The following is a 22,016-nucleotide window of genomic DNA, read 5'->3' as shown; positions in this document are numbered from 1 at the left end:
CAGCATGCATTGCCTTGCTGATTAGAAGACAAATTTTCCAGCGAATTGGAGGATGCGCGCGTTGTGCGCTGCGGTCGCCGTCAGGAAGGGGTCGGCCGAACAGCCTCCTGCGACGGCGTAGCAGCTTGTGGACGAATTGATCGTACTCCACTGAGTATGGTTGAAGACGTTGAACGCCTCCGTACGGAACTCGAAGTGCATGTCCTCGCGGATGGCAAAGTTCTTGAACAGCCCCATATCGAAGTTCGTGCGAGACGGAAGGTTGAGCACGTTGCGGCCAGCGTTGCCATAGGTGAGCCCTTGAGGAGCGGCAAAGGCATCGCTGTTATAAAGCCGCGGTCCCGGCCCAGAGGGATACTTGGTAGCGACTTTGCCGTGTATCTTCCCAACGATATCCGGATAGGATTGCACTTGACCATTTGCAGTGTTGGCGAAGGCATTTCCTGTTCCGGCGTTATCCGTGTTGGCCTGGTTGGTCAGGCTGAAGGGCGTGCCGGTTTGAAAGATGGTGAGATCTGAGACCTGCCATCCCCCAAGGACCGAGTGCAAAAGTCCGGGTTGGGTGAAGAGGGGAATGTCATAGACCAGACTAACTGCAAGGCTGTGCCGTTCGTCGAAGTTTGAGCTCGCCCTGCTCTGGCTGAGGTTGTAGCTGTTGATTACTTCGGTATTCCCATACGCGCCGTTCGAACCTTCGTCGATGGAGTGACCGTAGGTGTACGCCAGGCTGCCGTTCAAGCCACCAAAGTATCGGCTGACTCCGATCTGCAGCGCGTTGTAGATCGAATTCACGGAGTTGGTTGAGTTATTGATTCCACTGATGCCTGTATAAGGCCGGAACAAATCAGCAGAGGTCCCGCAAGCAACTTCCAGGCGGATCAAGGGATCTCCGGTTAGCGGCTGCCCATTTACAGTGTTTGTGAGGCAGTCGTTAGCAGAGATTGCCTGGCCTGGGCCGTAAGGGTTTTCCGTTGCGGTCAGTGGCCTGAGCTGGTTCAGGTCAGACCAGGTGGGCAGATGCCTGCCAACGCTGCCGACGTAGGCTATCTGCAGTACCGTGTGGCTTGGCAACTCACCCTGGACAGCCAAGTTATATTGCTGGACGTACGGCCAGACAGCGTGGGTTGGGATTGCGAAAAACGCTAGCGGGAACTGCAGGCCGGCTCCGCCTGCGTTGGTGTAGCCGGTGAAGTTGTACTTATTCGGGGTCTGTACGATTGGAGCGGAACCCTCCAAAGACTCGGAGTTGCTCTCGTTGCCATTGGTGTGTTCGAAGAAGATGCCATAGCCGCCGCGCACCGCAAGCTTCCCGTTGCCGAAGACGTCATAAGCAAACCCTACTCGCGGCGCAGGATTGAAGAGGTGCCCGCTCATACAGCCCGAATACACGCCATTCTTGCCACAAGAGACCACGCCGTTGAAGACATTTCCGGTACCGGGCACAAGGGCTCCTGCCTGACCTGTGATCGATCCGTCTGCGTCAATCGTTGGTGCACTCGTAGCCTTCCATGCCGAAGGCTCAAAGTTGCCGGACTGGTTGCTGATGTCGTGATAGGTACCGAAGAGGCTCAACCGAAGGCCGAGGTTAAGGGTCAGTTTCGGAGTTACGCGCCAGTTGTCCTGGAAGTAGGGCTCAACAATCTTGTACCGGTTGTAGTACTTCGGCTGGGCGGAGGTTTGTGAGAACTTGTAGACCTGCCCTGTCAGCAAATCGGCGAAGGAATTTCCCGTGGTTACCAACGACGATGTGCTGAAGTTAAAGGTCCCCTGATTATTTCCCGTAGACGGCTCATTCTTCTGGCCAGCGATCAAGCTGACGCCGAAGATGAGGGTTTGGCGGTTGAGGGTTTTAGTGAGGTCGTCGCGGTAGCTATAGGTGGGATTCGAGTTCTGCCATGGAAAGTAACCGGTATTGACGGTAAAGCCACCGGCATATGCCGAGTTGCCAGTAAGGATGATCGAAGGAAGGACCCCGCCGTAGCCGTTGTTGAAGAACCCGTTGCCAGAGAAGCCGCTACGATCGATACCCTTGCTGATATTGGTGAGGGTGATGTGATCGGTGGTGTAGTCGGCCACAAACTCGTTGACCAGCGACGGAGAGGCAGCGTAGGTAAGGTTGGCCACCATATCGATGCCGGGGCCGGCGAAGCTGTTTTGGACGGTGGGAAAGGCGTTCGTCTGAAAGGTCGGAGAGGAGCTCACCGTGGACCAGGAGTCGTAGATGAAACGATAGAAGCCGCGCAGTTTTTCGCTAAAGACCTGATCGATGCGAAAGAGCTCTTCGCGGTTGGTGGTCAATTGCGAAGGAGACGCGACATAGTACGGAGCTCCCTGGACGGATGTGTTTGCCGCGGGAATGAGTGCGAGCAGCGCCTGTCCATTGGGATCGACGGGGACCTGATTATTCGTGAAGTACGAGCCGGTGGATGGATTGACCGGGCAATCAGGAAAATCCGCCGTATCTACAGGACTGCCTGCGGCTGGACAGAGGTCAGAGAAGTTTCCGGTGCGCTGCGCATCCGAAGGTACCGGCTGATTGAAGTTGGTGCCAGGCACATTCTCGTGGCGCCACTCCTGCGAGTAGAAGAAGAAGGTCTTCCTCACGCCTGGATTGTAGAGGTGCGGTATATAGACCGGGCCGCCGATGGTAAAGCCATAGTCATGCTTCTTATAGGTTGGAACCGACGTTTCGAAGTAGTTGCGAGCATTGAAGGCATCGTTGCGGAGAAACTCGAATAGCTCGCCATGGAAACGGTCTGTACCCGACTTTGTCTGGGACTGCACAGTGCCGGATGCGTTGCGTCCGTACTGAGCGCCGTAGTTGGAGGTAAGCACCTGAGTCTCCGCGATGGCGTCGACGTTGGGGTAGACGTTGAGGGTGCCGTTGCTGCCGTTGTCCATGACGCTCGCGCCGTCGATCTCCCAGTTGTTGTACTGGGGGCGCCCGCCATTGATGGCGTATTCGACACTGCCGGCAACGCCGGTCTCACCCTCGTCCTGGTTGGTCTGGCTGACGACACCGGGGGACAGGGTGACGAGCTGTGCGAAGTTACGGCCGTTCAACACGAGCTGCGTAATCTGCTTGCCCGTGATGGTGAAGGAGATCTCAGGCGACTCCGTCTGCACGACACCCAAATCGCTACCGCTTACCTGGATCTCCGCGGTTACGGCTCCAACCGTGAGTTGCGCATCCACCCGCTCCTTCCGCGCAACGCGGACGATGATCCCGTTGGCGGCAAACTTCTCGAACCCCGGAGAGGTGACTTGCAGATTGTAGGTGCCGGCCACAAGACCGGGCAGCGAGTACTCGCCAGCCGCGTTGGTGGTGGCATCGATGGCAGTATTTTGGGCCACATTGATGAGTGTCACCTTGGCATTCTGGATGGCCCCACCGCTCTGGTCTTTGACGGTGCCGTCTATGGAACTTGATTGCTGCGCAATCAGTGAGGCCGGCAAGAGAAGACAAAGCGCGAAGAGCACATAGCGAAGGCCCTTCGAGGAAGAAGTCTTCCCCGACTTCCCGGCGGCGTCGAACGGAGCGTGAGAAAGAGCGGATTGCGCGGTTGGATCAGAGGAAAGAGAACATCGGGACCACATGACTTAATGCCTCCGTGAGCACTCAGGAAATGAAAAACAATGGCAGTTCTAAAAAAGGTTCCCTTTGCGGCGCGCTGGCAGAAGTGGAATGTGCCTATATTAGAACGATTGAATATCTTGTCAAGAAAAAGTTTTTTGTTTATTTATCTGGGCCTGGATTTGTATGTGCTCCTAAGCAGGTTTTCAGTACACTGCCCCCAGAAGGCTGAAACCACTTGAATCACTGCAAAGGATTTCGATCTCTACTGTTACTCTGCTTACTCTATGCAGCTCAGGCCCTTGCTCGCGGCACAGAACAGGCCACCTTCTCAGCGCCAGCAGCTGTGTCGGCCTCCGTACAAAACTCCGCCAACACCACTGCAGATCCTGCATCGCTCTTCCGCCAGGGTATGCAGGCCATGCAAAGCGGCCAACTTGGTGCCGCTGAAGAGGATTTTCGACGAGTTATTGCTCTGGACCCTAAATCGAGTGCGGCCCACGTCAATCTAGGCGTTGCCTATATGCGGGAGCGGCGGTGGGATGATGCTCTGGTCGAACTGCATCAAGCGGAATTGCTCGCACCTAATGTGCCCGGTATTCCACTGAACATCGGCCTTGCCCACTATCGCAAGAACGACTTCGAGGGGGCCATCGGACCGTTCTCCGAAGCCTTGCAGCGTGCGCCCGATTCGCTTCAGGCTCGGTATTTGCTGGGGCTCTGCTATTTTTTTACGAATAAGTACAAGGAAGCCAGCGATACCCTCACGCCGCTGTGGGAACAAGAGTCTACGAATTTGAACTTTCTCTATGTCCTGAGCATAGCGGCCAGTAAATCGTCCAACCCCCTGCTACAAAAGAAAGCCTTCGATCAGATGCTGGCGATTGGCCAGAACACGCCGGAGTTCCATTTATATGTTGGGAAGGCATGGTTGGCCGAAGACAATACCGAAAAAGCCCTGGAAGAGTTCCGCGCCGCTGCAGCCGCGCGCTCCGACCTTCCTCTGGTGCACTATTTTTTGGGGCGCACCTACCTGGAGCAGCATGCTTATCCTCAAGCTGAGACGGAATTACAAAAAGACGCAGCCCTCGAACCGGACTTCGCCTATGACTACGAAGATCTCGGCATCTTGTACGCCCAACTCCATCAGCCCGAAAAAGCTGAACACAGTTTCCGCCAAGCTATCGAACATAACAGCGCACTCGTAAACTCTTACTTCGGTCTCGCCAAGTTGTACCGGGATGCCGCCCGCTACTCGGAGGAATTGGAGATGCTGGACCATGCCGAAGCCCTGGCCCCGCAAAGTGCCAGTGTGCATTACGCCCGAGGCAAAGTTTTGACCCGCCTAGGCCAGTCCGCGAAGGCCCATCAGGAGTTCGACAAGGCCGCGCATTTGCTGAAGTCGTTCAACGATCGCCTGCAGCAAGATCCTTCGGGTGACCGGTCAGCCGACGCGCAGGATGCTGCGCAGCAATAGTTGCTACAGAGTATGCATCGCAAAAGGATTTCTATCGTGTCACAAAGATCGACTCCGCCAATCAACACGCAGGAAACGGTGCGCCGACTCTTCCATCCGCAGCTTCTACAGAGCGCGCTCCAACAACTTCCTTTACACTCGGCAACAGCTATCGCAGATTTTATAATCGTAAGGGGTCGCGTCGCTTGATAACTCAAAACCACTACACGAAGCGCATCACCCTCGCCGATATTGCGCGCGTCAGCGGCTTTTCTATCTCCACCGTTTCGCTCGTGCTCAACGAAGCGCCACTCTCCCGTTATGTTGCCGCCAGCACCAAAGAGCATATCCGCGCCGTCGCCAGCAAACTTGGCTACCGTCCAGACGCGGCTGCTCGCTCACTCCGCAGCCGCCGAAGCCACACTATCGGCATCATGGTCTCGGACATCTCCGATCCGTTCTGCACGCTCATCCTGCAAGGCATCGAGAAGGCACTCCATTCAACGACCTACCTGCCAATCATCATGATCGCCCACAACCAGCGCAAGCAGTTTGGTCGCCATCTTGAGATGTTGATGGAGCGCCGGGTCGAAGGGCTGATCCTTGTTGCCAACTGGCTTTTTGGTGAATTCGACCAGCTCGCCGACATTCGGAAGAGCCAGATTCCCATGGTCGGTGTGGGCCGTGACCTCACCGCAAGCCGCGTCCGCTCTTTACAGGTAGACAACGAGGCTGGTGGATACGCCGCTGCACAGCATCTTTATGAGCTTGGCCATCGTAAGATCGCCGTTCTCCGTGGTCCTTCCGAACTGGCCGACAGTGATCGCCGCTGGAACGGAATCCAGCGCTTCGCCGCTGAAGCCGGACTATCGCTCGCTCCTGAACTCGTCGGACAACTTTCGCCAGCCGACGACCCAACCTCCGAGTTTGAGGGAGGTTACCGTCTCATCTCGTCGATGATTGAAAAGGGAGCCGAGTTCACTGCCGTGATCGCCTTCGACGATCTCACGAGTCTGGGCGCAATTCGTGCACTGCGCCAGGCGGGACGGCACATACCCAAAGACTGTTCCATCATCGGCTTCGACGATATTCCCCACGCAGCCGTGAATACACCCGGCCTCACCACGATCCGTCAACCGATGGAGCAGATGGGAAGCATGGCGGCCAAGTGGGTGCTCGACTCGCTCGCCGATACAAAGTCCCATACTACGGTGGGGCCTTCTTCCCTCACCGGCACGCTGCACTTGTTGCCTCCAGAGCTGGTCATCCGCCAATCGACGGCGAGACGTCTAGTGGATATGCGGGCTACGCCAGTTACGCGGTTGTCTGTCGCGTCTCAAGGGCGTGCACGAAGGAAAAAGAGATAGCGCTGCTTTCTGTTGCGACGTGTGGTCGAGATAATTTATGGGATTGCAATTTATATTCAAACGTTCTAATATTCGTTCGTCGTCCACATCAATCACTGAAAATGTGACTTCCCAGTCGTCCGTTTGCATTCGATATCTTTTCCGGATCTCCCGAATTGAATCGCAAACCAGACGCAAGAAAGATCTCTGGAGGTACTGAACAGCATGACTCTGCGAACGCGCACCACGAAGTGCCTTATCCATCGGAGCCGTCTAATCATCCTGGGTGTCTGGCTTGCTGCATCCCATGGGCCGGCACGCGCCGCGGCAGGCAATCCGCCCTCTGCGGTACTGCTCAAATCGGGTTGGGCGGTTCAGTCAGATTGCAAGGTCCACGGCGTGGGCGCAGAACTCTCCATGTCGAATGCGCCAACCGAGGGTTGGTATCCCGCAAGCGTTCCTGCAACGGTGCTCGCGGTGCAGGTTGCGGCAGGCGAATTCAAAGATCCCTTCGTAGGTACAAATCTGCGTTCGATTCCAGGAACGTCTTACCCGCTGGGAGAAAACTTCTCGAACCTTGACATGCCGGCGGACAGCCCCTATCGCTGTGGCTGGTGGTATCGCAAGAGCTTCCACGTAGCTGCCAGCGAACGAGGAAAGACGCTCTGGCTGCGCTTCGGCGGCATCAACTACCGCGCCGACATCTGGCTGAACGGCCGGAAGATCGCCGACTCCGATCAGGTGCAGGGGGCCTATCGCACGTATGAGTTCGACGTCACCAAAGCGATAAAGCCAGGTGAGGAAAATGTGCTGGCTGTGGAGACATTTGCTCCCACTCCGACCGATCTGGGCATCAACTGGGTCGACTGGAATCCTTGCCCTCCCGATAAAGACATGGGTCTCTGGGGGGCCGTCTCTCTGATGACAAGTGGTCCTGTCGCGGTACGTTCCCCCATTGCGACGACCCACTTCCCGGATGCCTCCTTGCAGACGGCAGAGCTTACCGTCCGGGCCGAAGTTAACAACGCGACAGACCATCCGGTTGAAGGTCGTCTCGAAGGAACGGTCGCCGGCATCCCCATCTCGCAGTCCGTGCGCCTGGCTGCGGGAGAAGAGAGGACGATCTCGTTTGCGCCAAGCGACTTTCCCCAACTACGGATCGAACACCCCCAGATATGGTGGCCGGTCGACCAGGGGGCGCATCCGCTCCAGACCCTGACTCTCCGCTTCCTTCTGAATGGCTCGGTTTCGGATGAGCAGACCAGCCGCTTCGGCATACGCGAGGTTAACTCCGAGTTGACTGCAAAGGGGTACCGCTTGTTTCGCGTCAACCAGCGGCCCATTCTCATTCGTGGTGCAGGCTGGTCGCAGGATATGTTGCTGCGTCAACAGCCCGAACGCGTGGCCGAAGAGTTTCGCATGGTGCATGACATGCACCTGAATACGATCCGTCTGGAAGGCAAGATGGAGACCGACGAGTTCTTTCACCTGGCCGATGAGCAAGGTTTTCTGGTGATCGCGGGCTGGTGTTGCTGCGATCATTGGGAGCACTGGGACAAGTGGACCCCCGATACATTGAACGTCGCCACGGCTTCGCTGACGTCTCAGATCCTTCGCATCCGCAGCCATCCCAGCTTGATTGCGTGGTTCAACGGAAGCGACAATCCTCCGCCCGCGAACGTCGAAACGGCCTACCTGAAAGTTCTCGAGCAGACGCATTGGCCAAATGCCATCGTGTCGTCGGCGAGCGCAGCACCAACTACCGTGAGCGGTCCGAGTGGGGTCAAGATGACTGGCCCGTACGATTTTGTCGCGCCTTCCTACTGGCTCGTCGATACGAAGTACGGCGGGGCCTATGGATTCAACACCGAGACCAGCCCCGGACCGGCAATTCCCTCTCTGCAGAGTCTGAAGAAGATGTTGCCGCCTGATCATCAGTGGCCGCAGGACGCTGTCTGGGGATATCACGCAGGCGGCGAAGGCTTCCAGGATATTCACGTCTTCAACGACGCCATGTCCGCAACTTATGGCGAAGCAAAGACCGCGGCACGCTATAACCAGGTTGCACAGTCTATGGCCTTCGATGGCGAACGCGCCATGTTCGAGGCCTATGGCCGCAACAAGTACAACTCAACCGGCGTGATTCAATGGATGCTCAACAACGCGTGGCCCTCGAGCATCTGGCACCTCTACGACTACTACCTCGATGCTGCGGGGGGATACTACGGAACGAAGAAAGCCTGCGAGCTGCTGCATGTGCAGTACTCCTATGACGATCACAGCGTCTATGTCGTCAACAGCATTTACAAGGCCGCACCCGGTCTAACCGCGGTTGCTCATGTGTATGACATCAACTTGAAGGAGTTGTTCAGCAAATCTACCCCTCTGGATGTCGGACCCGATAGCTCGATCAAGGCATTCGACATCCCGCAAGAGGTCTTCCAGACTCCATCCACCGTGTACTTCGTTCAACTCGAGTTGAAGAACGCGAAGGATATGGTGGAGAGCAGAAACTTCTACTGGGTGCCGGCGAAGCTGACGGAGTTCGACTGGGCAAAGACTACTTACACGCACACCCCGGCGAAGATATCGGAAGACATGACAGCTCTACAGAGCCTGGCACCTTCGCGCATCACAGCGACAGCTCGAAGCGCGGGGACGATGGTTCATCTGCACGTCTCGAATCCGTCGAAGGCGCTGGCCTTTCAAATCGCAGCTGAGCTTGATGATGTTCAAGGGGCGAAGCTGCCACGTATTACCTGGAGCGATAACTACATCGAGCTAATGCCCGGCGAAGAGCGTGACTTGACTGCGCTGCTGCCGTCCGACATCCTCTCCCGCGTCGAGTTGAAGGGGAAGTCCGGATTGAAGGTAAAGATAGAAGGGTGGAATCTGGAGCCGGTTACCATCAGCTCTCAGGTTACTCCCGAGAAGTCCGGATCGCCTTTGTTAGTCACAAAGGCGACGCAAGATCAATAAAAGGTAAAGAGCACGATGCCAACTGAGCTGCACCACGATGGACAGGCGGTTACGCTGAAACGCAGTCTGCGCTATCGCGACCTCATCCTCTACGGCATCATCCTGATTCAACCGACTGCACCGATGCCGGTCTTTGGTGTCATCTACCAGGAGTCGCGCGGTCACGTAGTGATGGCTATTCTGTTCGCGCTGATCGCGATGCTGTTTACCGCATACAGCTACGGCCGCATGGCGCGCGCCTATCCCAAGGGCGGTTCTGCATTCACCTACGTGGGCGAAGAGTTGCATCCGGCTCTCGGCTATATGACCGGCTGGTGCATGGCCATGGATTACATTCTCAACCCTTTGATCTGCACGATCTGGAGCAGTAAAGCCGCAATCAACTTCATTCCCGAAGTTCCTTACATCCTCTGGGTGCTTTTCTTCGCTGGACTTTTCACCATCCTCAACCTGCGAGGCGTCGAAACCTCGGCGCGTATCAACACTGCTGTTGCAGCGGGGTTAGGCGTTGTGATCATTCTTTTCGTGGTCGCCGCCGTGCGCTACATCTTCCATCTGCATACGTCATCCGTCGCGTTCTATACGAACCCTGTCTACGATAGAAGCACCTTCTCTGCTCACGCCGTCTTTCGTGGCACCTCGATCGCGGTGCTCACCTACATTGGCTTCGACGGCATCTCGACCCTGAGCGATGAGGCGCACGATCCGGGCCGGACTATTCCGCGCGCAATCATTCTCACCTGCCTCATCACCGGTGTTCTCGCATCCATCGAGGTCTATCTGGCACAACTGGTGTGGCCACGCGGCGTCGCCTTCCCTGATCTTGACACCGCCTATGTAGCAATCGCGCAGCGCGCCGGAGGCCCCTTCCTATTCGCTTTGATGAACGGTGCGCTACTGATCGCAACCATCGGTTCCGGCATGGCGTCACAATTAGGAGCGGCACGGCTCTTGTTCGCAATGGGGCAAGACGGAGCTTTGCCGCGCAGGTTCTTCGGTGCGCTCAATCCGATCCGTCGCATCCCACAGAACAACGTCCTGCTGATCGGCGCGATCGTCCTGGTAGGCGCGGTCGCCATGAGCTACCAACTAGGAACCGAACTGCTGAACTACGGCGCTCTCCTGGCCTTCATGGGTGTGAACGTCGCATCCGCGGTACTAGCCTATCGCGCCTATCGTGCCGATGGCACCAACCCATTGTTCCCCATTGTGCTCTCTCTCTCCGGTTTCCTGGTGTGCTTCTTTTTGTGGCTCAATCTCGGCGTGACGGCGCGATGGACGGGAACCGTCTGGGCTACGCTGGGTATCGCTTTATGGCTACTTCGCAGACATCAGATGAGCGGAGGCACGCAGCTTCGCACACGCTCATGAGAGATCGGATCTCAAATTCGGCAAGACGAAATAGCTGGGAGGCAAGTTGGCACAGTTCGATATAACCTTGGCCGGCGAGATCACAATGGACTTGCTGATGTACGGTTTGCCTGAAGAGCTTCCCGTCGAGCGAGAACTTCTCGCCACCAGCATGGCTCTGACACTAGGCGGTTCCTCCGCTATTACTGCGCACAACCTCGCCACCCTGGGCAGTCGCACCGGTTTCATCCCGCAGCTTGGTGCCGATCCCTTCACGGATCTTTGCCTTAAGGCTCTTCTGCAGGCGGGCGTCGACCTATCGCGTGCCGTCTCGCCGAAACCGGGCATCGGCACGGGCGTGACCGTGCTGCTGCAGCATGAACACAACCGCCGGGCTCTCACCTATCCCGGCACAATCTCAGGACTCCGCTATGAGGATCTCGACCTCGACTATCTTGCCTCCGGTAGACACTTTCACCTGTCCTCGTTCTTCCTCCAACGCGGACTGCGCGACGATGTGCCGAAGCTTCTGGCCACAATGCGCCAGGCTGGCCTGACTACCTCGCTCGATACCAATGACGATCCAGAGAACTCATGGGAGGGTCCCATCGCAGAGACCCTCGCCCATCTCGATATTCTGATGCCCAACGAACGAGAGGCCTGCCGATTGGCGAATGAGTCCAATCTGGAAGACGCGATTGACAAGCTGTCCGAGATGATCCCTATGCTGGTCATTAAACGTGGAGCCGCAGGTGCCTTGGTTAGCCATCGAGGATTACGTTACGAAGCCCCCGGGCATCTCACCGAGCTCGTCGATGTCATAGGCGCCGGAGACAGCTTTAACGCCGGGTTTCTACACGCGTTCGTCCACGGCACCGGAGTAAGAGACTGCCTTGCGCTGGGCAATGCGTGCGGGGCCTACTCCACAACAGCAATCGGAGGGACCCAGGCGTTTTCCGCGCCACATCGCATGCAACAATTTCTTGAGGGCCTCGGCGTTGCGACGGAGATCGTTTCACGATGAAAGACGGACGATCGCAATAGCAGATGAATGTTGAAGTGTCTTAGGCGAAAGTCGGATGCAACAAAACAGCGTCAGCTATTGTCACGATCTGCCAGGCAAGCATAGTCTCCCTGTCTCGTCAGATGAGATCACCCTTTCCACCTCGCCTGACGCTTCCGTTACGCGTTGCATTCACTGAAAATCACAGCTGCTGCTGCGCGAGTTGGACGACGGAAGAAGGTGAGTGTAATCTTTTGCCAGCAGAAGGAGACTCTATGTTGCGTCGTGAATTCGTGCGCGCTGTCATCTCGGCAGGACTTCTACCGAAGGCACTGCTTGCTCAGCAGACAGCGAATCCTGACCCGCCACCCCCAGCTCCGGTACCGTGGTCACTGGGGCTGAATCCCAAGACACCACTACCTGTCACTGAAACTGCCGAAGGGATTGCGGAGATCGAGGCGAACTTTTTTACTCCTGCTCAACTTGCAACATTCACGCGGCTATGTGACTTACTGCTCCCACCGCTCGGCGACAAGCCCGGCGCGCTCCAGGCAGGGACACCCATGTTCCTCGACTTCCTGATCGGTAGCTCCTCCGAAGCCCGCAAGCAGGTATACAGCGGTGGCCTGGACTGGCTCGACGCAGAAGCAAAGACCAGGTACAAGCTGCCGTTCGCTCAGCTGAATGCGACTCAGGCAGATGCGCTCATCAAGCCCTGGCTGCGCACCTGGATGACGGACCATCCACCGACCGAACTGCACGCGGACTTCATCAACATCGCACACGAAGACATCCGAACTGCGACTATGAACTCGAAGGCCTGGGACGACGTTAGCGCGGCAGCCGGGCAAGACTGGGTGACGGGAGGACTTTACTGGTCTCCGATCGAGCCGGATATGGCCGGCCTGGGCGCAACTTCCACGCACCTCCCTCCGCACGTGATGGCTGTTCCCAAAGCCGCGCACACGATGCCTTCCTACCCGCGTTAGAAGTGAGTAACTCCAGACAAAGACAATGACAGTCACAAACTTCGATGTACTAATTATCGGGTCGGGGCACTCTGGCGGCATGGCTGCCAAGATCCTGACGGAGAAGGGCATTCGATGCCTGATGTTAAACGCGGGCCCGGTGGCCGACGTAGCCAGAGATGCACAGCGCAAGCCCGCGTACGATCTTCCGTATCGCGGCTTCAAACCACCGGGGCGGCTGGAGCATGTCTTCCAGGCGAACGAGTTCAACGCGAACGTCTGGGTGGACGAGGAGGAGGTTCCATACACATTCGATCCCGCGAATCCGTACAACTGGGTGCGGGTGCGGTTGTTTGGCGGGCGGTCGCTCTTCTGGTCGCGCCAGTCGTTCCGGTTGAGCGACTACGAGTTCAAGGGCAAGTCGCATGATGGCTTTGGCGAAGACTGGCCTATCGGCCTCGCTGACCTGTCACCGTACTATTCGCGCGTGGAAGAGATCTTCCAGGTGGCGGGCGCGCAGGATGGCCCCCCGCAGATGCCAAATGGCAACTTCGTTCCTGTCGACGATGCGTGGTCGGAGTCGATGCAGCGGTTCATCAAGGCTTCGCAGGCGTACAACATGCCGGTCTGCAAGCAACGCCGGGCGCAAGGCCGCGATGGCCTGGCGAGCTCGGTGAATCTTCTGCTGCCGGATGCAGAGCGAACCGGCAAGCTGACCTCAATCGCCAATGCGGTAGTGCGGCAGATTACGGTCGATAAGAATACCGGCCAACCGAATGGGTGCTACTTCATCGATCGGCTCTCGCGCCGGGAGATGCATGTTAAGGCTCGCGTAGTTGTGTTGGCCACGGGAACGCTTGAGAGCACGCGCCTGCTGTTGAACTCAAATCTCGGCAACTCGAGCGGCGTTATGGGGCACTACCTGATGGACCAGATTTACGGACCGGGCGTCACCTGCTCCGTGCCTGAGGCGCGCAATGGCAAGGCAACAGAACAGTTGATGGGTGGCTCAGCAATCGTGCCGCGCTTCCGCAACATTACAACGAAGTATGACAAGTTCTTGCGCGGCTACGCGTTGAATATAACCAGCCGCATGGGTGGGGTCGACCCGCGCAACTTCGCGGCGTATGGCGCGGAGCTGCAGCAGAAGCTGCACGAATACAACGGCAGTGCTTTCTACATCACAGTGATGGGGGAGGTGCTCGGGCGTTATGAGAACCACGTCCGCATCGATAAGGAGAAGGTGGACGCATGGGGTATTCCCGTGCTTCGTATCGAGACCAGGTACACCGACAACGAGTTCAACATGGCGAAGGATGCGGTCGAAGTTGGCTGCTCGGTGGCGGATGCGGCTGGATTCGAAGTGCTCTCGAAGAATGTCGTTCCCAATCCGCCGGGGTACAGTATCCATGAAGTCGGAACCTGTCGCATGGGCGATGATCCGAAGAAGAGCGTGCTGAATAAGTGGTGCCAAAGCCACGATCATAGGAATCTATTCGTTGTCGATGGAGCGAGCTTTGTGAGTGCCGGTTGGCAGAACCCGACGATGACGATCCTGGCACTCTCGATGCGAGCCTCAGAGTATCTCGCCGGCGAGATGAGCACGCGAAATATTTAGAAGGAGACACATCGCGCTTTTCGCGAAATGCAGTTGCGGGGTTTCCGTCGGACTTAACGCGTTTCTGCCATCTTCGAACTGAGCCTCTGGATCAACAGATCCACACAAGCGCATCTGTGTGTGCTAATCCGACCTTCCACTCGCGGGCTGGCGAGGTTGAGGCCAGGATCAAAATAAATCCTGACCCGCACCCTCTACGCCCCTACTTCCACTCCCAGACTTTGGAGGTTGTGTTGCCGGAGGCGTCGACATCGTATTCAAAGGCCCCGCAGCTATTGTTGATCTGCGCGAGCTTCTGCGATGTCGTCTGGAAGAACAACATACCGCGGTAGCTGACGGAGCCACTTGGCCCAAATTTTCCCAGGCCAGTTCCCGTCCAGGTGATAGCCTCACCATCCTGCGTCATGCTGAGCCCTTGGCCCTGACCATAGATGGAGCCGTCCGCACGGACGATCGACGTATAGCTCCCCATGCCGGTGGTGGGAACACCGAGCATCTGGCCGCTATCTTCGAATGACACTTCTGCGGTTGGCGGATCGATGGAAAGCACCCGTCTGACAAGCCTCTTGCCCTTTGTTTCGCCTATTTGTTGTCCAATCATGATAGATCTCCTCTTTACTTGACTTTGAATTGCCTGTTCCTGGGGAGGGCGCAATTGTAGTCCCCGAAACAGCTAACCGCCGAAAGAGTGTTGCCGATGATCGGAACAGGCTGAAATTTTGGATAGGCGTCATGCTGCGCCCGAGTTCATTTCGACAGGCGAACGCTGTTCTTTACGACCAAAGCAGAGGTAGCTGTTGCTAGGCACGTAGCTACAATAATTGTCGCCCCTTTGCACTAGACTGATCGGGGAGCCTGAACGAAAGTTGATTGAGCAGATACAAGTAGGGTTAGCTTCGGCGCATCGTAAGGTGTTTCTCTATCTTGCGATTGCAAGCGCGGGGGCGTCCTTATCTTCAGCTGCCGTGTCGGCACAGGAAGTCGCGAACGTAGCCATAACACGCATGCAGCATCTGAGCCACGGCATCAATACCAGTCGGTGGTTCGCGCAGTCGCCCGACAACTACACGGTCCAACGTCTACGGAGTTTTACGACGACCGACGATATCGTTCTGATCAGGAAGCTGGGGTTTGACCATATCCGAATCAGCATCGACGCAAAGCCGCTGCTTGACTGGCAGCGTAACCTCCCCCAGGCTGCGCCGTTCATGGCGGAGCTGGACCATGTCGTGCAGGTGGCACTCGAACAGAAGTTGGCGGTAATCATCGATCTACATCCGGAGAGCCGCTACAAGCAGCAACTTCTCCAAGGGACCGAACCAGTGGGGCGCTTCGGCATGCTCTGGCAGAGCGTTGCAAAGCACTTCGGCTCCATGGATCCGAACCTTGTCTTCTTTGAGATCATGAACGAGCCTGAGCAGTCCGATACGCATCGGTGGCAGGGGATCGAGAGCTTCGTTGCCGGCCAGATCCGCGCAGTGGCACCGCAGCATACGATCATCGCAAGCGGAGCGAAGTGGTCGGGACTGGAAGATTTGATGCTGCTCGAGCCAATTCCGTATGACAACGTCATCTATACCTTCCACGACTACGAGCCATTCGCCTTCACCCACCAGGGCGCGACCTGGACCGATCCTGCCGTGCAACCGTTGCGCAGAGTTCCGTACCCATCCACGCCGGAAAACGTAGAAAAAAACGTGCAGCAGGAGCCCACGTTAGCGGGCCAGCTCTTTGTAAAGCAGTATGGCCTGGCGCGATGGGACGCGCAGCGTGTGGATGCCACGATCGACTTTGCCGAGCGTTGGTCGAAGCTGCACCATGCGCCGGTGTACTGTGGCGAGTTCGGCGTGCATCGTCCATTCGCTGATGAAGCAATGCGCGCGCACTGGCTACGTGACATGCGTATCGCACTCGAAAAGCATCACATCGGTTGGGCCATGTGGGACTATCAGGACAACTTCGGCGTCGTGACTAAAAAGAACGGAGCCACCATACCCGACCCTCTAATCCTCGACGCCCTTGGCCTCAGCCCTGCAAAGTAACCTCTCCTAACCTTTTTCACTGAGCTGTCGGTGATACCGTAGCTCTGGAAGAAACACTTTATCAAACCGATCATCACCGTTTCGTATCATCGATAACGAAAAAGTCAGGTTCGCTCTGGCTTTTCATGGATTGAGAACGGACAGTATGAAACAAAATCACAGCAGATCGAGGCAGATCGGATGACAACTCTCAACGCGCCTGACCACGTTCCTCTTCCGCAGCCGGTGCTCGCACCACTCACGCGTGCGGCGATCTTCCTTGTCCTCACCGTGAAGCCGGAGCCTGAAAGTTGTGCAACAATTCGCTCCTTCTGCAGCGACCTCGCTGGCCTGATTCGCGCGGTGGAGTTCCGCGACATCGATGCCGGACTCACCTGTATCGCGGCTTTCGGATCGGAGGTTTGGAATCGACTCTTCGGTGATCCCCGCCCGGCCGAGCTACATCCCTTCCGGGAATTCCGCCGTGGCAATCGCCATGCCGTCGCCACCCCGGGCGATGTTCTGTTTCACATCCGTGCTGGCCGGATGGATATCTGCTTTGAGTTGGCAACACAGATCATGGAGCGCATTGGCGACGCAGTTTCGGTAGCCGACGAGGTTCAAGGCTTTCGTTACTTCGAGGATCGCGATCTTATCGGCTTCGTCGATGGCACAGAAAATCCAAGAGGCTCTGTTGCGCTTGGTGCCGCCCTGGTTGGCGAAGAAGACGCTCTCTTTACAGGTGGAAGCTACGTCCTGGTCCAGAAATATCTTCACGATATGAAAGCATGGAATACCCTCTCCACCGAGGCGCAGGAGCTCATCATCGGCCGCAAGAAACTATCGGGTATCGAGCTCAGCGATACCGCAAAACCACCCTCAGCCCATACTGCGCTAACCGTCGTCGTCGAGAATGGGAAGGAGGTCAAGATCCTGAGGGACAACATGCCCTTTGGTCAACCCGGCCGCGGTGAATTCGGCACCTACTTCATCGCCTACTGCCGCACCCCCCGCATCACCGAACTGATGCTCGAGAATATGTTCGTTGGCCGTCCGCCGGGAAACTACGACCGACTGCTGGACTTCAGCAAAGCCGTGACCGGAGGCCTGTTTTTTGCGCCTTCGGCAACGTTTCTTGAGGACGTCGGCGAAGAACAACCTGCCGCCGCCCCAGCAATCGCCACGCCACCTGTGGCATCTGATCCGCCTTCCCCAACCTCTGTGCGCGACACCTCACTTGGGATAGGATCGCTTAGAGGAGAACGTCATGAATAACCTCCATCGGGAGTTGGCACCAATCTCTGACGCCGCCTGGGAGCAGATCGAGGAGGAAACCACTCGTACACTCAAGCGCTATCTCGCCGGCCGACGTGTCGTCGATGTACCGACTCCCACCGGAGCTGGCTTGTCGGCAGTTGCAACGGGCCACCTGGTGTCGATCGCCCCTCCCGCGGAGGACATCATCGCAAGGCAGCGTGAGGTTAGGACCCTCGTGGAGTTGCGGGTGCCCTTCGAGCTCACGCGCCAAGCGATCGACGATGTGGAGCGAGGCTCGGACGACTCCGATTGGCAACCAGCCAAGGACGCCGCCAGAAAGATCGCCTTCGCGGAAGACCGGACCATCTTCAACGGCTATCGCGAAGCGGACATCCAGGGCCTTCGCGAAGGCACCAGCAATCCAGTGATGACTCTTCCCGCCGACGTCCGAAACTACCCTGATGCCGTGCTCAGGCACTGAGCCAACTACGTCTGGTAGGTGTAAACGGTCCCTACTCCATCCTGCTTGGAGCCAACGCCTATACAGAGCTCGCGGAGACCCGCGATCAAGGGCATCCCGTTCTCGAACACGTCAAACGCCTCGTCGACGGCAATATTATCTGGGCGCCAGCCATAGAGGGCGCCTTTGTGTTGACCACACGCGGCGGCGACTTCGAGCTCAACATCGGACAGGATGTCTCTATCGGCTATCTCAGTCACACGGACGCTGTCGTTCGGCTCTACCTCCAGGAGACCTTTACGTTCCGGCTCCTGACAAGCGAGGCATCGGTCGTTCTCGCACCTTCCGGAAAGTCTTAAGCAAGCGCCTGCGGCACTGCCTCTTCCCATCGTCCCTGCGCCTTCAAGATAAGCTCCACCACTTCGCGCGCAGTGCCACGTCCTGCATGTCGGCGAGTCGTGAAGTGACAGACCGCCCTCAACTCCGGCGCTCCATCGGCCACGCACACAGCCAACCCGGCTCGCTGCGCCAGCGGAATGTCCGGCAGATCGTCGCCCATATAGGCAATTTCCTCTTCGGTCACGCCCGCCTTTCGCATGCACTCCTCGAACGCCTCGGTCTTCTTCGCCTGTCCCAGATAGACAAAAGTGACCTTCAGTTCTTTAGCACGCCGGGCAACTGCGGGTGACGACCGGCCGGTGATGAAACCTGTCTGAATCCCCATCGTGTGGGCGAGCGACAGGCCTTGTCCGTCTTGCGCATTGAACACCTTCATCTCAGAGACGACAGGATCTACGGACCCATCAGCGGCAGTCGTCGAGATCAAACAGACCCCGCCATCGGTCAGAGTGCCATCCACGTCCATCAGAAACAGTTTGATCTTGCGGGCGCGAGCCAGCACGTCGGGGGAAGCAAGGAAAGCCAGGGCGGTGCCAGACATAAAAATGATTCTAATGCAGTCCCCAAACCCAGTCTGAGTACCTGATGGAGGCTCTACGAGAGTGTTCGTGCTGAAGCTGCCTGTAACACGTGGTCAACAGAGAACTTGCTAAGCTGTCACAATGACAACCCGACAACATGCTGCCCACTTCCTGGCAGTGGCACTCATCCTGACAGCAGCTTCAATGGCAGCACAATCTGGTTCAACAAGTGTCGATCTTCCCACGAGCAAGGAGATTCTACAGCCGGTCCCAGGCAATCCGCAGAGGCTCAATGGACTGCCCCTCTCGATGGCTATCTCCCCGGATCGACAATTTGTCATCACAGTCAACGCGGGATACGGAACCTTCGAGTCTGGCTACAAACAGTCGCTCGCGGTAATGGATACTCAGACGGGCATAGTGGAAGACTTTCCAGACAACAGAACCCAGATAAAGGCCAGACAGACGCTCTATTCAGGACTGGTCTTCAGCCGAGACGGTAAACATGTGTACGCGAGCATGGGGTCCGAAACCGATCCACTTGGAACTGAGAAAGATGACACCGGTAGCGGCATCGCAGTCTATGGTTTCAACGCAGGCAAAATCTCGCAGGAACGAATGATCAAGATCCCTCTGCAGCAACTGGCTGCTGGCCGAAGGACGCTACTGACCGGCAGCACCGCCGCGGATAAGGGCATACCGTTTCCTGCCGCAATCGCAGTAATAGGTCCCTCAGGCTCAGAAAAACTTTTAGTGGCCGATAATCTGTCAGACGACGTCCTACTGATGGACCCAGCTTCAGGTGCGATTCTTACTCGGTTCGATCTCGCGGAAAATGATGCGGTCCCTTCGACCTACCCTGTCGCACTCAGCGTCTCAAAAGATGAAACCCGCGCGTTCGTGGCACTGTGGAATGCAAGCGAGATCGTTGAACTGGATCTGAAGCATGGAACCGTTGGCCGAAAGCTTCCTCTGCTGAAACCAGACACTTCAACAGCTGCCGGGACTCATCCCTGTGCACTCGAGATGTCCGCCGACGGCCGAACCATGTACGTTGCGTTAGCGAACCGCGATGCAGTTGCCGCAGTCAATATAGATGGCGGCCAACTCTCGGCAAAAGGTTACTTCGACACTCGACTGCCGCACCAGACCTACTTCGGGGCAGAGCCCGAGGCGCTGGCTTTGTCTCCCGATGGCTCAAGGCTCTACGTAGCGAACGCGATCACCGACGCAATCGCAGTGTTTGACACCAGAAAACTGTCGACCAAGGCAGCAAAGATGGGGATGGTCGAACCCCTAGGTTTTGTGCCAACGGAGTGGATGCCGATGTCAATCGGGCTCATCGACGGAAAGCTCTACGTTGCAACGGCGAAAGGCAAAGGAACAGGACCAAACAACTTCCCGCAGCGACAACTCGACAGCGCACGAACAAACGCAGCATCCTCCAGCTACATCGCAACGCTCCTTTATGGCTCGCTTGCAGTGTTGGACACGCAATCCATGGAGCGAGATCTTCCGAAGTGGACGGCCAAAGTAGTTGAGTTGAATCGGATGAAGGCGGCCGAAGAAAAGATTCAGTTTGCAGGCAGCCGACAGGATCGCATCAAGCATGTGATTTACATCATTAAAGAAAATCGCACCTACGATCAGATCTTCGGAGATCTCAGACAAAACGGGAAGGCCGTCGGCAACGGGGACTCAAGACTGACGATGTACGGCGCAGAGATCACGCCGAATCAGCACAAACTCGCTCTACAGTTTGGAGTGCTGGATAACTTCTACGACTCAGGCGAGGTGTCGGGCGACGGCCACGTGTGGTCGACCGCTGGCATCGGCACAGACTATCTCGAGAAGACATGGCAGCAGAGCTATCGAGGAGACGAGCGGACCTACGACTTTGAAGGCGTAGTCGCCGAGGGCTATCCTCTTCTGCAAAAAATTCCCGATATCAATGAACCCAAAAGTGGATATCTGTGGGGAAACCTCGCGCGTCAAAACAAAACTTACTACCACTTTGGCGAATACATCTCGTCCACCTTCTGCGATACCAAAAAAACAGTAAGCCCTCAGGAAGGCCCGCAACTGGAGGGAGCGAAGTGCCAGAAGCCCTCGATTATGCCTGGAGAGACTCTCCCCGTAGAGTGGGGTGGCGGCGTGAACAAATGGCCGTGGCCCATCCCCCTTCTGGCGACAAACATTGCAACCAAGCCGGAGTTAGTCGGGCACTTTGCGGTAGAGCAACCAGATTTCAATCTAAGGATCCCGGATCAGATCCGGGTTAATGTCTTCATGAGGCACTTTGAAAGATGGGTAGCCGACCGAGAAGCAGGCAACGACGACATGCCGAACTTCATACTCCTCCGACTTGGAAATGACCACACAGCAGGAACAACGCCCGGTGGACCCACCCCTAAGTCCTCGATCGCCGATAACGATCTGGCCGTAGGCCGCGCAGTTGACGCGGTATCCCATTCGGCCTATTGGGACGACACAGCATTTTTCATTCTGGAAGACGATGCGCAGGCCGGCGCAGATCATGTGGATGCGCACCGCAGTCTGGCCTTGGTTGTCAGCAAATATTCCCCGAAGGCGGCGAACGGAGAAGCCTTCGTTGACAGTCGTTTCTACTCGACTGTCAGCGTTCTGCGGACCATGGAGACTCTCCTTGGCCTTCCGCCGATGAACAACAACGATGCCTTCAGCTCCATGATGGGGTCATTGTTCAACGGAGAGGGGAGTCAGCCCCCATTCTCTGCCGATTACAGAAATCGCGATAACGCTCTGATCTTCACAGCAAATACGAAGACTGCACCGGGAGCTAAGGCGTCTCAGAAAATGGACTTTCGTCACGCAGACCATGCGGATACACAAAAGCTCAATGTGATCCTATGGAAGGACGCCATGGGCGACGCCCCGATACCGGCCCTGCTGAACGCTCGCCCCAGGAAGCAGAAGAACGACGACGACGATTAATTCAGAGAAGAAACCTGAGCGGACGATACAGATCTATTCGAGTTCCAGTTTACTTTTTCTAAGACGCTAACGTAGTGCTTTCGCCTCGTGT

General features: G+C 56.7%; 14 protein-coding genes and 1 pseudogene. 12 read left to right on the top strand and 3 right to left on the bottom strand.

All coding sequences use genetic code 11. The annotated features are described in order from the left end of the window. Window positions 1–21: 21 nt before the first annotated feature. Window positions 22–3,597, bottom strand: a complete 3,576-nt coding sequence (locus HDF09_RS18415) for a TonB-dependent receptor (RefSeq protein WP_183768923.1) — start codon at window positions 3,595–3,597, stop codon at window positions 22–24. A 14-nt stretch (window positions 3,598–3,611) separates the two neighbouring features. Here HDF09_RS18415 and HDF09_RS18410 point away from each other — a divergent pair, with 14 nt between their 5' ends. The 8 genes from HDF09_RS18410 to HDF09_RS18375 all read left to right on the top strand — a co-directional run bounded on the left by HDF09_RS18410 (window position 3,612) and on the right by HDF09_RS18375 (window position 14,294). Further along, complete coding sequence (locus HDF09_RS18410; RefSeq protein WP_183768922.1) at window positions 3,612–3,806, top strand: hypothetical protein; 195 nt, start codon at window positions 3,612–3,614, stop codon at window positions 3,804–3,806. Between the two features lie 114 nt (window positions 3,807–3,920). After that, window positions 3,921–5,051, top strand: coding sequence for a tetratricopeptide repeat protein (locus HDF09_RS18405; RefSeq protein WP_183768921.1), 1,131 nt, complete (start codon window positions 3,921–3,923; stop codon window positions 5,049–5,051). Window positions 5,052–5,236: 185 nt separating this feature from the next. Continuing rightward, a complete protein-coding gene (locus HDF09_RS18400; protein ID WP_183768920.1) occupies window positions 5,237–6,397 on the top strand; it encodes a LacI family DNA-binding transcriptional regulator in 1,161 nt (386 codons plus the stop codon). Between the two features lie 204 nt (window positions 6,398–6,601). After that, the gene (locus HDF09_RS18395) at window positions 6,602–9,355 is read left to right on the top strand and encodes a glycoside hydrolase family 2 protein (RefSeq protein WP_183768919.1); all 2,754 of its coding nucleotides are present in this window, start codon (window positions 6,602–6,604) and stop codon (window positions 9,353–9,355) included. 15 nt (window positions 9,356–9,370) lie between these two features. Then, window positions 9,371–10,726 (top strand): APC family permease, encoded by a 1,356-nt coding sequence (locus HDF09_RS18390; protein WP_183768918.1) that lies wholly within the window; start codon window positions 9,371–9,373, stop codon window positions 10,724–10,726. Between the two features lie 46 nt (window positions 10,727–10,772). Beyond that, window positions 10,773–11,729 carry a carbohydrate kinase family protein gene (locus HDF09_RS18385; protein WP_260181754.1) on the top strand — a complete coding sequence of 319 codons (957 nt, stop codon included), beginning with the start codon at window positions 10,773–10,775 and terminating at the stop codon, window positions 11,727–11,729. Window positions 11,730–11,983: 254 nt separating this feature from the next. Further along, window positions 11,984–12,697: a gluconate 2-dehydrogenase subunit 3 family protein gene (locus tag HDF09_RS18380; RefSeq protein WP_183768917.1), complete on the top strand. Its 714-nt coding sequence runs from the start codon at window positions 11,984–11,986 to the stop codon at window positions 12,695–12,697. 25 nt (window positions 12,698–12,722) lie between these two features. Continuing rightward, complete coding sequence (locus tag HDF09_RS18375) at window positions 12,723–14,294, top strand: GMC oxidoreductase (RefSeq protein WP_183768916.1); 1,572 nt, start codon at window positions 12,723–12,725, stop codon at window positions 14,292–14,294. Between the two features lie 202 nt (window positions 14,295–14,496). On the opposite strand, the gene HDF09_RS18370 is transcribed toward HDF09_RS18375, so the two are convergent. Beyond that, window positions 14,497–14,895 carry a hypothetical protein gene (locus HDF09_RS18370; RefSeq protein ID WP_183768915.1) on the bottom strand — a complete coding sequence of 133 codons (399 nt, stop codon included), beginning with the start codon at window positions 14,893–14,895 and terminating at the stop codon, window positions 14,497–14,499. A 265-nt stretch (window positions 14,896–15,160) separates the two neighbouring features. Between HDF09_RS18370 and HDF09_RS18365 the strand changes: the two genes are divergently transcribed. From HDF09_RS18365 to HDF09_RS21400, 3 genes and pseudogenes are all read left to right on the top strand, one after another. Next, window positions 15,161–16,336 (top strand): glycoside hydrolase family 5 protein, encoded by a 1,176-nt coding sequence (locus HDF09_RS18365; RefSeq protein WP_260181753.1) that lies wholly within the window; start codon window positions 15,161–15,163, stop codon window positions 16,334–16,336. 180 nt (window positions 16,337–16,516) lie between these two features. Beyond that, a complete protein-coding gene (locus tag HDF09_RS18360; protein ID WP_183768914.1) occupies window positions 16,517–17,590 on the top strand; it encodes a Dyp-type peroxidase in 1,074 nt (357 codons plus the stop codon). Next, window positions 17,583–18,391: pseudogene (locus HDF09_RS21400) on the top strand (family 1 encapsulin nanocompartment shell protein). Before HDF09_RS18360 ends, HDF09_RS21400 begins: the two are co-directional and overlap by 8 nt. Here the strand turns inward: HDF09_RS21400 and HDF09_RS18350 are convergent. Then, window positions 18,388–18,972: a KdsC family phosphatase gene (locus HDF09_RS18350; RefSeq protein WP_183768913.1), complete on the bottom strand. Its 585-nt coding sequence runs from the start codon at window positions 18,970–18,972 to the stop codon at window positions 18,388–18,390. The pseudogene HDF09_RS21400 and the gene HDF09_RS18350 overlap by 4 nt on opposite strands. A gap of 184 nt (window positions 18,973–19,156) precedes the next feature. Between HDF09_RS18350 and HDF09_RS18345 the strand changes: the two genes are divergently transcribed. Continuing rightward, on the top strand, window positions 19,157–21,925 hold the full coding sequence (locus HDF09_RS18345; RefSeq protein ID WP_260181747.1) for a bifunctional YncE family protein/alkaline phosphatase family protein: 2,769 nt from the start codon (window positions 19,157–19,159) through the stop codon (window positions 21,923–21,925). Window positions 21,926–22,016 lie beyond the last annotated feature (91 nt).

This window comes from Edaphobacter lichenicola, assembly GCF_014201315.1.
In the GTDB taxonomy this organism is placed as follows: Bacteria; Acidobacteriota; Terriglobia; order Terriglobales; family Acidobacteriaceae; genus Edaphobacter; species Edaphobacter lichenicola_B.
This window is presented reverse-complemented; position numbering and strand designations above follow the sequence as displayed.